The organism is Kitasatospora sp. NPDC048296, from assembly GCF_043201815.1.
Lineage (GTDB): Bacteria > Actinomycetota > Actinomycetes > Streptomycetales > Streptomycetaceae > Kitasatospora.
Window position 1 is genome coordinate 1 of the sequence record NZ_JBICZB010000124.1, and the last position, 13,433, is coordinate 13,433.

The following is a 13,433-nucleotide window of genomic DNA, read 5'->3' on the forward strand; positions in this document are numbered from 1 at the left end:
GCCTACAGCGTGCAGTGGAACTACGTGTTCGCCGCCTCGCTGGTGGCCATCGTGCCGGTCGTCGTGCTCTTCGCGGTGATCGAACGCCACGTCGTCTCCGGGCTCACCGCCGGCTCCGTCAAGTAGCCCGGTCCGGCTCCCCTCGGGGCACTGTCCCTCCACCCTCGTGACAGACAGAGGTCGTTCATGGCAGAGCTGAACCGCCGCCGCTTCCTCCAACTGGCCGGCGCCACCGTCGCGTTCTCGTCGCTGTCGCAGAGCATCGCGCGGGCCGCGTCCATCGCCCCGCAGGGGAGCACCGGCACCATCCAGGACGTCGAGCACATCGTCGTGCTGATGCAGGAGAACCGTTCCTTCGACCACTACTTCGGTTCGCTGAAGGGCGTCCGCGGCTTCGGCGACCCCCGCCCGGTCACCCTGCCGAGCGGCAAGTCCGTGTGGCACCAGACGGACAGCGCGAAGAAGGAGGTGCTGCCGTTCCGTCCGCGGGTCAACGACCTGGGGCTGCAGTTCATCCAGGACCTCAACCACGACTGGGCCGGCGGCCACCAGGCCTTCAACAACGGCATGTACGACCAGTGGATCCCCGCCAAGTCGGCCACCACCATGGCCTTCCTGACCCGCCAGGACATCCCCTTCCACTACGCGCTCGCCGACGCGTTCACCCTCTGCGACGCCTACCACTGCTCGCTCATGTCCTCCACCGACCCGAACCGCTACTACCTGTGGACGGGGTACACCGGCAACGACGGCACCGGCGGCGGCCCGGTCCTCGGCAACCAGGAGGCCGGGTACGGCTGGACCACCTACCCCGAGCGGCTGGAGCAGGCCGGGATCTCCTGGAAGATCTACCAGGACATCGGCGACGGCCTGGACGCCGCCGGCTCCTGGGGCTGGATCGACGACGCCTACCGCGGCACCTACGGCGACAACTCGCTGCTCTACTTCAACAACTACCGCAACGCCCAGCCCGGAGACCCGCTGTACGACAAGGCCCGCACCGGCACCAACGCCAAGGCGGGCGACGGCCTGTTCGACCGTCTGCGCCGCGACGTCCAGGCAGGCACGCTGCCGCAGATCTCCTGGATCGTCGCGCCGGAGGCGTTCACCGAGCACCCCAACTGGCCCGCGAACTACGGCGCCTGGTACGTCTCGCAGGTGCTGGACGCGCTGACCTCCAACCCCGACGCGTGGGCCAGGACCGCGCTGTTCATCACCTACGACGAGAACGACGGCTTCTTCGACCACGTGGTGCCGCCGTTCCCGCCCTCCTCCGACGCGCAGGGCCTGTCGACGGTGGCGACCGACGCCGACCACTTCAACGGCGACGCCGACTACGCGGCCGGACCGTACGGTCTCGGCCAGCGGGTGCCGATGCTGGTCGTCTCACCCTGGAGCACCGGTGGGTACACCTGCTCGGAGACCTTCGACCACACCTCGGTCATCCGGTTCATGGAGCGCCGCTTCGGCGTACAGGAGCCCAACATCTCGCCCTGGCGGCGGGCCATCTGCGGCGACCTGACCTCCGCCTTCGACTTCACCGCCTCGAACGCGGCGCCGGCCAGGCTGCCCTCCACCGCCGCCTACCTCCCGAAGGACCACAACCGGCACCCGGACTACGTGCCCACCCCACCCGCCACCGGCACGATGCCGAAGCAGGAGCCGGGCGCCAAGCCCACCCGCCCGCTCAAGTACGCGCCGTACGTGGACGGTTCGGCTGACACCGGCACCGGCACGTACCGGCTCGCCTTCAGCGCGGGCGCGTCGGCGGGCGCCCAGTTCCTGGTGACGTCGCCGGGCCGCACCGACGGCCCGTGGACGTACACCACGGAGGCGGGCAAGACGATCTCGGACACCTGGAACACGGAATACTCCAAGGGCGTCACGGACCTGACCGTCCACGGCCCGAACGGCTTCCTGCGCCGCTTCCGCAACCCCGGGAAGACGGCGGAGCCCGAGGTCACCGCGCGCCACAACCCGGCCACCGGCAACCTCGACCTGACCTTCACCAACCCGGCCGGCGTGGACGCCATCCTCACCGTCACCAACGCCTACGGAGGATCGCCGAAAACCCTCAAGGTCCGCCGGGGCGCCACGGTCCCGTACACCGTCGACCCGAGCGCCTGCCGCAACTGGTACGACGTGACCGTCACCTCCACCGCGACCGCCGACTTCGTCCGCCGCCTCGCCGGCCACGTCGAGACCGGCACCCCGGGCCTCTCGGACCCGGGCATCGCCACCTACTGACCGTCCTGTCCGCGGTCGCTCCGGGCCTGTGGGGTGCCCGGGGCGACCGTACGAGCGCCGTGCGCGGGCGGGCTCAGGTCAGGCCCGCAGGACCCGCACCCCTGTGGCGGTGATGTCCTGCTCCTGCGCGCTGGTCAACTCGTCATCCGTGACCAGGTCGTGGACGTCCGAGAGCGGGCAGATCTTCGCGAACGTGACCCGGCCCACCTTGCTGCTGTCCGCCAGGACGACGGCCCGTGCCGTGCTGCGGAGGAAGGCCCGGTCCGTGGTCGCCTCCATCTCGTCGTGCGTCGTGCAGCCCTCGCCCGCGGTCAGGCCGTCCACACCGATGAAGGCGATGTCCAGGTGGTACTGCGAGAGCATCCGCTCGGCCGCCGGCCCGACCAGCTCGTAGCTCGTGGTCCGGGCGATGCCGCCGATCACCACCAGACGGGTGTCCGGGCGGACGATGAGGTCGGCCGCGATGTTGACGGCGTTGGTCACGACGGTGATCCCGCCGCGCTCGGCCAGCAGCCGTGCCAGCTCGCTCGTCGTGGTGCCGCCGGTCAGACCCACGACGGCGCCGTCCGGCACCAGCCGGTCGGCCGCCACGGCGATCCGCCGCTTCTCGGCCTGCCGCTTTCCGTGCTTGTGCCGCAGCGGCAGTTCGAGGTTGACGGCACCGGTGACGGCTCCGCCGCGGGTGCGCAGCAGCAGGCCCTGGTCGTTGAGTTCCTGCAGGTCGCGGCGGACGGTGGCCGACGACACCTGGAGCAACTCGACCAACTCGTGCACATCTGCGCTGCCCGACTCGGAGACATGCGCCAGGATCCGGGCGGCGCGATCAGCTTTGAGCATGACGGAATTGTAGCCCTCGACCCGCACGGTATGTGCTATCACCAGGCAGGGGGCTCCCCTGGGGGTGCCGGGCCGAGAATGAACTGTGCGCGAAAAAGCTTATTGAGTCATGTACCAATCAAATTTGAGCAGGTGATTGCATGTCCTCCTCCCGTGTCGTGCTGGCCGGTGCCCGGCTGGTTCTGCCCGGCGGCGTCGAGGGTGACCGCCTGGCCGTCGAGGGCGACCGGATCGCGGCCATCGCGAGCGGCGAGCCCGAGGTTGGCGACCTGGACCTGACCGGCCACACCGTCGTCCCCGGCTTCGTCGACCTGCACGTCCACGGCGGCGGCGGCGCCTCCTACGCCTCCGGCATCGCCGAGGAGGCCCTGCTCGCCGCCCGCACCCACCTCGAACACGGCACCACCACCACCGTCGCCTCCACCGTCACCGGCGAGATCGACGACCTCGCCCGCCAGGCCCACGTCCTCTCCGAACTCGTCGAGGACGGCGTCCTGGCCGGCATCCACTTCGAGGGCCCCTTCATCTCCCCGGGCCGCTGCGGCGCCCACCGCCCCGACCTGCTGCGCGAGCCCGACCCCGCCCTCGTCCGCAAACTCGTCGACGCCGCCCGCGGCCACGCCAGGATGGTCACCCTCGCCCCCGAACTCCCCGGCGGCCTCGACTCCGTACGCATGCTCGCCGACCTCGGCGTCATCGCCGCCGTCGGCCACACCGACTCCGACTACGCCACCACCCTGGAGGCGATCGACGCCGGCGCCACCGTCGCCACCCACCTCTTCAACGCGATGCCCGGCATCGCCCACCGCGCCCCCGGCCCCATCGTCGCCCTGCTGGAGGACGAGCGCGTCACCGTCGAGCTGATCAACGACGGCGTCCACCTGCACCCCTCCGTCCTCGACCTCGCCTACCGCACCGCCGGCGCGAGCCGGGTCGCCCTGATCACCGACGCCATGGGCGCCGCAGGCATGGGCGACGGCCTCTACCCCCTCGGCCCCCTCCAGGTCCAGGTCAAGGACGGCGTCGCCATGCTCCCCGACGGCAGCTCCATCGCAGGCTCCACGCTCACGCTCGATCAGGTATTCCGCCGTGCCATGGTCGTTCACGGGCTGACCGTCAACCAGGCCGTGGAGTCACTCTCCGCCGCCCCGGCCCGCCTGCTCGGCCTCTCCGACTCGATCGGCTCGCTGGAGGCCGGCAAGCTCGCCGACCTGGTCGTGCTCGACTCCGACACCTACGACCTGGTCGCCGTGATGCGCCGCGGTCGGTGGGTCCGCGGCGACGACCTGTTCACCACGGTGGCGCCGAGCGGCGGTTCCACGGCTGACTGAAGACGAACTCGCCGCCGTGCTTCGGCCCAGGAGGTGCGGCTGGACTCCAGCGGACGACGAGCGAGTGGGGCTGGCCACGGGCTTCGCCCCGGTCGGAGCCGGGGGAGCGAGGTCAGAGCGGCTTCACCGCCGCCATGAGTGCCTCTCCCAGGGAGCTCAACTCGGCGGGACGGATGGCCTGTTCGGCCCAGATGGTCTTGTCGGTCGGACCGTAACGGGTGCCCCAGGCGTCCACCAACTGGGCGATCATGAACAGTCCGCGGCCGCCCTCGTCGGTGTCCCGGGCCAGCCGAAGGTGCGGTGAGGTGCTGGACCCGTCGGAGACCTCGCAGGTCAGCACGCGGTCACGGATGAGGCGCAGTTGGATCGGGCTGCGACCGTAGCGGATCGCGTTGGTGACCAGTTCACTGACCACCAGCTCGGTGACCAGAGCGAGCTCCGTGAGGTCCCACTCCCGGAGTTGGCGGTTGGCCATGGCCCGGGCCTGCGATACGACAGCCGGGTCCGAGGGCAGGTCCCAGGTGGCGACGTCGTCGGCGGTCAGGACCCGGGTGCGGGCCAGGAGCAGCACGGCGTCGTCGTCCGGGGAGCTCGCCGCGAGGGTGGCGTCCACGGTCCTATCGGCGAGCTCTTCGAGGTCGTCGGCGGCCCCGGCGAGGGCGAGGCGCAGCCGGTCGAGACCGGCATCGAGGTCGATGGGACGTTGCTGGACGAGGCCGTTGGTGAACAGGGCCAGGATGCTGCCGGCCTCTAGGTCGATGTCGGCGGTCTCGAACGGCAGGCCACCCAGGCCCAGCGGGGGCCCGGTGGGTATGTCGGCGAAGACGGCGGGCCGTCCGGGCCGCGCGACGGCCGGTGCCGGATGTCCGGCGCTGGCCATCTGGCAGCGCCCCGTCACCGGGTCGTAGATCGCGAACAGGCAGGTGGCGCCGATGGCCGCCAGGGGCTCGCGCGCGTCGTGCTCGGGCTCGGCCGCTCCCGAGACGGTGTCGTCCAGGTGCGCGAGCACCTCGTCCGGCGATAGCCCCATGCCCGCCAGGGTGCGCACCGCGGTGCGCAGGCGACCGGCGCGGGCGACGGCGTCGATGCCGCGGCCGGGCACGTCGCCGACGACCAGGGCGGTGCGGGCGCCGGGCAGGGCGATGACGTCGAACCAGTCGCCGTCAGCCCCCGTGCGGGCGGGCAGGTAGCGGTGCGCGGTGGCCAGGGAACCGTGTGCCGGCGCGGGTTCCCGCAGCACACTGTCCTGCAGGGCCAGGGCCGCATGTCGCTCCCGGGTGTAGCGACGGGCGTTGTCCACGCACACGGCCGCCCGCGCCGCCAGTTCCTGGGCGAGTTTGAGGTCGTCGTCCTCGAAGGGACGCGAGGCGCGCCAGCGGTAGAAGTGGACCAGGCCCAGGGTGAGGTCCCGCGTCTTCACCGGAACGATGACGACCGAGTGGACACCGCTCTCGGCGATCCGCTGCGCCCGCCCCGCATCGTGGGCCGGCCAGTCGAGCGAGCCGGCCGTGCTCTTGATCAGCAGGGCCTCCCCAGACGCCAGGCAGCGGGCCAGCGGGGTGGCGGGGTGGAAGGCCACGGTCGCGCCGACCGGGTGGAGCGACTGCGGGGCCTGCGGGGTCACCGACCGCACCGCCGCCCGGCGCAGCGCGGGCGCACCGCCCGCAGGCCTGGGCTCCTCGCCACGCTCGACGCCGTCGAGCAGGTCGACGGCGACGAAGTCCGCCAGCTGCGGGACGGCGATCTCGGCGAACTCCTCGGCGGCCCGCCGCACGTCCAGGGTCGAGCCGATCCGATCACCGGCCTCCTTCAGCAGGGTCAGCCGCTCCCGGGCACGGGTGCGCGAGGTCTTGTCGACGAGGATGGAGCCGACCCCGATCACCTCTCCGTTCGCACCGGTCATGCGGAAAGTAGTGCCGGCCCACACCCGCTCACCGCCGGCGTCGGCCGGCGTGGGGATCCGGTGCTCGGTACGCCGGGGTACGCCGTCGGCCAGCACGGACCGCAGGCGTTCCTCGACCACTTCTCCGTCCGACCCGGGGTAAATCTCGCGGACATGGCGTCCGAGTAGTCGGCTGATCGGGATGCCGCTGACCCGCTCCACGGCCGCACTGACCCGCACCAGACGCAGGCGCGTGTCGTACACCACCAGACCGATGGGTGCCTGCTCGAACAGGCACGCCAGCAGCTCCTCGTCCGTCTGGGAGGGCATGTCGGGGCTTGTACCTTCTCCCGACGATGGGATCTCCATACACACGCCTCACGAGTACCGAAGGGCTGATCGCGAAGGACTCACGGCCTCACACGGGGCAACCTGCAGCCGCCCCGCCTCCATGATGCCCACGGCATCACCGGTCCCGCCCGGCGGCAGTGCCCGGTGGACGGCACGGTCGGTGCCCCGGGCAGAGCGTTCCGCCGGCCGTCTCTCGGCAACGGGTGAAATGAGGTTCTGGATCACTTTCCGGAAAGTGATCCAGAACCTGAAATGAGGGCCACGGACGGCAAATCAAAAGCGGGCCGCACTCGGATCTCTTGATCATCCTGACTTCACTGGTCTGGAGTCAGGAGGAAGCGAGGGTGATCCACGTGGAGGACTGGGCTGAGATCCGTCTGCTGTACCGGAGCGAGGGGCTGTCGGCCCGGGCGGTGGCCCGGCAGCTGGGGATTTCCCGAAGTACGGTGCTGCGGGCGCTGGCCTCGGACCGCCCGCCGGTTTACCGGCGGGCGCCGAAGGGCTCGGTGGTGGACGTGGTGGAGCCAGTGGTCCGGGAACTGCTGAAGCAGACTCCGACGATGCCCGTGACGGTGATCGCGGAGCGGATCGGCCGGGAGCGCGGGCTGACGATCTTGCGTGAGCGGGTTCGCGAGCTGCGTCCGGACTCGACGGCGTCGGAGAACAGGGCGGTTGACGCGGCCGTGGGGAACACGTTCGTCACCAGAGCCAGTCGGCCTGCCTCCTCCGGGCGGGGAAGGCGTACAGGTCCGTGATGTCGATGGCAGGTTCGGCGAGCGTCCCGGGGGCCGGAGAAGCGGTCTGACATAGGTCCTCAAGCTTGCAGGTGTCGATGCCGGAGACCCGGCTCCTGCGTGATCGGACGGGGAGCATCCCACCCGACGTGCCCGCTGGGCCGCCCGTCCGGAAGCAGTGAACGTGCCTTGGAGGCGACGTCGACCGACATGGATTCCTCCACTGCGGTCGCCCGCCATTTCGAGCACTGCGGAGCGGTGGTGCCGGAGGGCGCCCGAGAGGGGAGCACAGACCCGAGAGGGGAGCACAGAGGAGACGCCGGAACCCCGCCTCGGTTACACTGCCCTTCACGAGCCGATTCACCGATGCGGGACATTCCCGGCGCAGGAGAGTTGACCCTGCTGGCTGTGTCGGACAGCGCGGCCGTGCTGACGGACTTCGGGATCCGGTTCGCACACTCTCACCGCTCCCGGCGTCATCATCGGCTCGCCGGAGTACATGGCCCCGGAACGGACCCGGGGCCAGGCGGGCGGGCCGGCCTCCGACCTGTGGTCCCTGGGCATGACGCTCTACGTGTGCGTCGAGGGCGACAATCCGGCACGGCGTGACTCGGTGTGGCAGGCCCTGGTCGCCGTCTGCGACCAGCCGCTGCCCGTGCCCGCCCACGGCGAACCGCTCGCCCCGGTGATCGAGGCCCTGCTGGTCAAGGAGGCCGGGTTCCGTCCGGACGCCGCCACGCTCGAACGCCGGCTCACTGCCGTCGAGGCGGGCGAGGCTGTCACCGAAGCGCTCCGCCGTCTCGACGTGCCTACGCTGGTGGAGCGGGCGGTCCCCGTGCGATCGGTGGCCTCGCGCCCGCAGGATCCGACCCAGCGCTCGGCGATCACGTTCATCCTGGGTACGCCGCGCAGGATGGGCATTGCGCGGGCGCCGACGGCGGTGAAGATCGCGTCGAATGCTTCGGTGAAGTAGCCGCGTTGTCGCGGAGCAGGTACCGGATGCCGGTGGTGCGCAGGTTGTTGGGGCTCGTCACGAGATCACGGGCCTGCTGGGTCGCCCATTCGGCGGTGACGTGCCGGGTGACGCCGGCGATGTGTACCCGCCGGGTGCCGTGCTCGGTGAAGAAGAGGACGGACAGCCGCCTGAGGAACACGGTGTCCATGTGGAGGACGTCGACGGCGAGGACCCCTTGGGCCTGGGCCTTGGATTCTCAACCGTGCGTCAACGACGCCGCGAACACCTTCCACGTGATCGCATCGTGACCCTGAAGCCACAGCTCAGCGCGGGTGACAGCATTCTCGGCACCTTCACGCCGCCGCGGCCACCGCCGCTGTCATCGCGGGAACCTCCGGCAACTCCTGGGGCCGCATCGGCACCGAGCACCACCCCTCCCGGGCCGCACAACCCGGAGGTGACCCGGCAATGATCACCCGAACCCGACTACCATCCCGCAGCGAAATGAGCGACAGAGTCGACCGGCGGGCCCCGTTGCTCCGTGCCACCAACTCACCGCCCACAGCGGCTCGCTGCGCGCTGCCCACCCGCGCCACCCCTGTCGCGGTCTGGCCGCCGTCATGCTCGGCACTCATGCTCTCAATGCTCATTTCTGCTCAAAGATAGCCAGTTATTGACACAATCGAATATGTGCGGTGCAATCCGTGTGCTCAATCGGGCTACATCTGTCGCCGTCCTGGCCCTGACGGGGCCTCGCGCCGCATCCGCACAGCACACCCCTCGCACCGCACCCCCACGTAGGCCGGGGCTCTCGGGCCGCAGTAGCCGCGGGCCGCCGCGCCGGCCACCCACATCACGCTCCGTGAGAGGATCCCGCATGCAGCATGCGAGAGGCAGCCTTCGAACAAGGCTGCTCGCAACCGGCCTGCGCTCCATCAGAGTCAGGCCCGCCAACCGGAGTCACCGCCTCCTGCGCTTCGGCGCCGCCGCCGCACTGGCGGCCTCGGCACTGGTCGGCGCGGCGCCGGCCGGATCGGCGGCCTCGACGAGCACGGCCGGGAACATCACCGGGTTCAGCCAGTCCGCCGCGACCTCGACGATCTCCACCTCATCGGGGGCAGCGATCCGGGTAGTGTTCGTGCGGCCCGACATCTTCCGGATCTGGCTCGGGCCGACCGGGACGTTCACCGACCCGGTCGGGTCCGAGATCACAGTGAACACGGCGTTCCCGACCCCGACCGTGACGACCTCCGACGCCGGAACGTACTACCAGATCAGTACCAGCGCGGTGACGCTGCGCGCGTACAAATCCCCGTTGACGTTCGCAGCGTACCGGCCGGACGGCACGCTGCTGTGGCAGGAGTCCTCGCCGATCTCCTGGACCACCTCGCAGACCACGCAGCACCTGAGTCAGGGCGCCACCGAGCAGTACTACGGCACGGGGCTGCGCCTGGGGCCCTGGGCGCTGCGCGGCACGACGGTGCCGATCTCGATCGACAACCAGTGGCAGCAGAACAGCAACGCCAGTCCGGCGCCGTTCTACATGTCCTCCAACGGCTACGGCGTGCTGCGCAACACGTGGGCACCCGGCTCCTACGCGTTCACCAGCCCGGTCGCCACGACCGAGAATGAGAACCGGTTCGACGCCTACTACTTCGTCGCCGACTCGCTCAAGGGCGTCCTGGGCGCCTACACCGACGTCACCGGCAAGCCGTTCCTCGCCCCGCAGTGGGGACTTGAGCTGGGCAACGCGGACTGCTGGAACGCCTCCAACTCCGCTTACACCGGCGACCATTCACGCCTTCGCCACCAGACGACGCCCGACGTGGTCGGCTACGCGCAGGACGCCCGCAACGCCAACATGCCGTCCGGCTGGATCCTGCCGAACGACGGCTACGGCTGCAGCTACACCAACCTGCAGCAGAGCGTCTCCAGCCTGTCCGCCCTCGGCTTCCACACCGGGCTGTGGACCTCAACGGGCCTGAGCAACATCAACACCGAGGTCGGCGTCGACGGCTCGCGCGGGGTCAAGACCGACGTCGCCTGGATCGGGGGCGGCTACCAGAGCGCCTTCGACGGCGTGAACCAGGCCGTGGCCGGGATCGAGAACAACTCCGACGCGCGGCGCTTCGTCTGGACGGTCGACGGCTGGGCCGGCACGCAGCGCAACGCGATCGTGTGGACCGGCGACACCAACGGCGACTGGCCGACCATGGGCTGGACCGTGCCGTCGGTCGTCGGCGCCGGGCTGTCCGGGCTCAACTACGCCTCCGGCGACGTGGACGGCATCTTCGGCGGCAGCCCGGAGACCTTCACCCGCGACCTGGAGTGGAAGGCCTGGACCCCGGCGTTCATGACGATGTCCGGCTGGGGCAACACCAACCCGAGCACGGGCTACACCGACAAGGAGCCGTGGCGGTTCTCCGAGCCGTACCTGTCGGCCAACCGCAAGGCCCTGCAGACCAAGATGCGGCTGATGCCGTACCTGTACACGATGAGCCAGGTCGCCAGCACCACCGGCGTCCCCTCCACGCGCGCCCTCGTGCTGGAGTACCCGAACGACCCGGTGGCCCAGGGCAACGCCACCTCCGCGGAGTTCATGGCCGGTGGCTCCTTCCTGGTCGCGCCGGTCACCGCCAGCGGCACCACCCGCGACGGCATCTACCTGCCGGCCGGTACCTGGACCGACTACTGGACCGGGCAGGTGTACCAGGGCCCGACGACGCTCAACGGCTACTCCGCGCCGCTGGATTCCACGCCGGTGTTCGTCAAGGGCGGTGGCATCGTGCCGATGTGGCCGCAGATGAACTACACCGGCGAGAAGCCGGTGTCGACGCTGACCTACGACCTGTACCCGGCGGGGAACTCCTCGTTCAACCTCTACGAGGACGACGGCATCACCCGCGCCTACCAGAACGGCGCGTTCGCCACCCAGCAGGTCACTGTGGCCGCGCCGGCCTCGGGCACGGGCACTGTCACGGTGAACGTCGGCGCCAGCACCGGATCCTACTCCGGCAAGCCGGACTCCCGCGGCTACGAGTTCACGGTCCACCTGAGCGGCGCACCGAGCACCGTCAGCCTGGGCTCGACGGCGCTGACCCAGCTCTCGTCCAAGGCCGCGTACGACGCGGCGGCCACCGGCTGGTTCTTCGACCCGGCCGACCGCGGCGGCGTGCTGTGGGTCAAGGCCGGCAACCAGGCCGGCGCCTTCGCGGTCACCCTGGCCGGGGCGACCCTGCCCTCCCCGGGCACCAGCACCGGCGGGTCGGCCGATCTGGACAAGACCGCGTGGAAGCTGGCGTACGCCGACAGCCAGGAGACGTCCGCCGAGAACGACGCCGCCACCAACGCCTTCGACGGCAACACCGGCACGATGTGGCACACCGCCTACTCCACCGGCACCCCGGCGGCGCTGCCCCACGAGATCCAGATCGACCTGGGCGCGCGGTACAACGTCGACAGCTTCCGCTACCTGCCGAGGCAGGACGGCGGCGTCAACGGCCGCATCGGCCAGTACGAGGTCTACGTCTCCGACTCCACCACGAGTTGGGGCACGCCCGTGGCCACCGGGACGTTCGCCGACACCGAGGCCGAGAAGACGGCCACCTTCGCCGCGAAGCCAGGCCGCTACCTGCGACTGCGCGCACTGACCGAGGCCGGCAACCGCGGGCCCTGGACCAGCGCGGCGGAGATCAGCGCGACCGGCACCCCGGCCACGTCCGGAGGCGGCAGCAGTCCCATTACCAACGGCGGCTTCGAGAGCGGGAGTTTGACGGGGTGGACCACCACCGGAACGGCGTCGGTCGTGGCGTCCGGTGCACACTCCGGCACGTACGCCGCACAGGTCGGGGCCACGACACCGACCAACGGTGACAGCTCGATCACGCAGACCTTCACGGCCGGTAGCGGCGGCACGCTGTCGTTCTGGTACGACAACGTGTGCCCGGACACCGTCGCCTACGACTGGGCGACGGCCACCCTCAAGGACACGACGACCAACACCACCACCACGGTGCTGCCCAAGACCTGCAGTGCGAACTCCGGCTGGGTCCAGGTCAGTTCGGCTCTCACTGCCGGACACGGCTACACGCTCACGATCGCCTCGCACGACGACGACTACGCCGACGATCCGACGTACACGCTCTTCGACGACGTCACCGTGAGCTGATCCCCCAGCCGCTCAGCACGGCCAACCACCCTGACAGCCCGGCCGGATATCCTCCGGCCGGGCTGTCGGCACATCCGGGCTACGCCGACGGGCTCGGCGGCCTTCCGGTCGGCGTGCCCGTCCCGCGGTTTCAGGGGCACACCACGCCTCCCGCGACCGCACTCGCACCAGCGGCTCGGAAGCGGCCGATCAGCAACCGGGTATTTCCACCCGGCTCGCGAACCCGCCCCGCCGCCGAGTTCTCCGCTTGCCGTCCTCCGATGCCAGATCCACCGCATACGACCACCGGCCGTGACCGGCATCGGCGGCCAGCCGCGGACACCGCGAACCCAACTGCTTCCCACTGCTTCCGTCCTTGCACCCACACCGCCGATACACCCGACCACGCCTGGGACGCTGCGCCATGGGACTCCTCCTCGAACCAAGTCGTGACGGCCAGTCCAGAGTTGCCGGGACAGCGGGCGTGCCGGCAGAGCGTGCGGGGCGGGGCGTGGAGCACAGCAAGATCGACTGGCCGGGACACGCGCCCGGAGACACGCCGCGAGGATGATCACGGTGGGCGGATGGTGGGTAGGCCCGCTTGATCGCGCAGCATTGGCCTTCGCGAGTTCGCCGCCCGGAAGGGTGGCCGGTGACTCCAGCAGCGGTAGGCCGACGACAGCACCTTTCGCCGCGGCATCGCTGGGGTATTTGGAGACTGCCCGCGGCCTGACCATCAACGCAATTGAGCTGCGTGGCCAGTTTGCAGGGCGGGATTCCGGGGTGGTGCGCTGTTTCGTAGGTGTGGGCTGGCGATACTCGACTGACCAGTAATGATTGCCGCATAGTGGCTTTGTCGGCGGCGGCCCAATCTGGTGCCAGTCTGGACGGTTCAATCGTGGGCCACTGAGTGGTCTCGTTGGTCGTGTTCAGTCGTTGTCGGTTGTGC

7 protein-coding genes and 2 pseudogenes are annotated in these 13,433 nt (G+C 70.2%); 6 read left to right on the top strand and 3 right to left on the bottom strand.

Annotated elements, in window-relative coordinates; all coding sequences use genetic code 11:
- A pseudogene (locus ACGF12_RS36925) lies at positions 1-126 on the top strand (carbohydrate ABC transporter permease); the annotation flags it as partial.
- Positions 127-186: 60 nt separating this feature from the next.
- Positions 187-2,247, top strand: coding sequence for a phosphocholine-specific phospholipase C (locus ACGF12_RS36930; protein ID WP_393040490.1), 2,061 nt, complete (start codon positions 187-189; stop codon positions 2,245-2,247).
- Between the two features lie 78 nt (positions 2,248-2,325).
- Here ACGF12_RS36930 and ACGF12_RS36935 read toward each other — a convergent pair whose 3' ends face one another.
- Positions 2,326-3,084, bottom strand: a complete 759-nt coding sequence (locus ACGF12_RS36935; protein ID WP_393040493.1) for a DeoR/GlpR family DNA-binding transcription regulator — start codon at positions 3,082-3,084, stop codon at positions 2,326-2,328.
- Between the two features lie 140 nt (positions 3,085-3,224).
- On the opposite strand from ACGF12_RS36935, the gene nagA reads away from it, so the two are divergent.
- A complete protein-coding gene (gene nagA / locus ACGF12_RS36940) occupies positions 3,225-4,415 on the top strand; it encodes an N-acetylglucosamine-6-phosphate deacetylase (RefSeq protein WP_393040496.1) in 1,191 nt (396 codons plus the stop codon).
- 112 nt (positions 4,416-4,527) lie between these two features.
- Here the strand turns inward: nagA and ACGF12_RS36945 are convergent, their stop codons facing one another.
- Positions 4,528-6,627, bottom strand: a complete 2,100-nt coding sequence (locus ACGF12_RS36945; protein ID WP_393040499.1) for a SpoIIE family protein phosphatase — start codon at positions 6,625-6,627, stop codon at positions 4,528-4,530.
- Between the two features lie 365 nt (positions 6,628-6,992).
- Between ACGF12_RS36945 and ACGF12_RS36950 the strand changes: the two are divergent.
- Together ACGF12_RS36950 and ACGF12_RS36955 are read left to right on the top strand one after the other, a co-directional pair.
- Positions 6,993-7,292 (top strand): annotated as a pseudogene (locus tag ACGF12_RS36950) (helix-turn-helix domain-containing protein); the annotation flags it as partial.
- Positions 7,293-7,863: 571 nt separating this feature from the next.
- Positions 7,864-8,355 carry a hypothetical protein gene (locus tag ACGF12_RS36955; RefSeq protein ID WP_393040505.1) on the top strand — a complete coding sequence of 164 codons (492 nt, stop codon included), beginning with the start codon at positions 7,864-7,866 and terminating at the stop codon, positions 8,353-8,355.
- A 942-nt stretch (positions 8,356-9,297) separates the two neighbouring features.
- On the opposite strand, the gene ACGF12_RS36960 is transcribed toward ACGF12_RS36955, so the two are convergent.
- On the bottom strand, positions 9,298-9,558 hold the full coding sequence (locus tag ACGF12_RS36960) for a hypothetical protein (RefSeq protein WP_393040508.1): 261 nt from the start codon (positions 9,556-9,558) through the stop codon (positions 9,298-9,300).
- Between ACGF12_RS36960 and ACGF12_RS36965 the strand changes: the two genes are divergently transcribed.
- Complete coding sequence (locus tag ACGF12_RS36965) at positions 9,476-12,505, top strand: TIM-barrel domain-containing protein (RefSeq protein WP_393040502.1); 3,030 nt, start codon at positions 9,476-9,478, stop codon at positions 12,503-12,505. The two genes, ACGF12_RS36960 and ACGF12_RS36965, sit on opposite strands and share 83 nt — an antisense overlap.
- Positions 12,506-13,433: the final 928 nt, after the last annotated feature.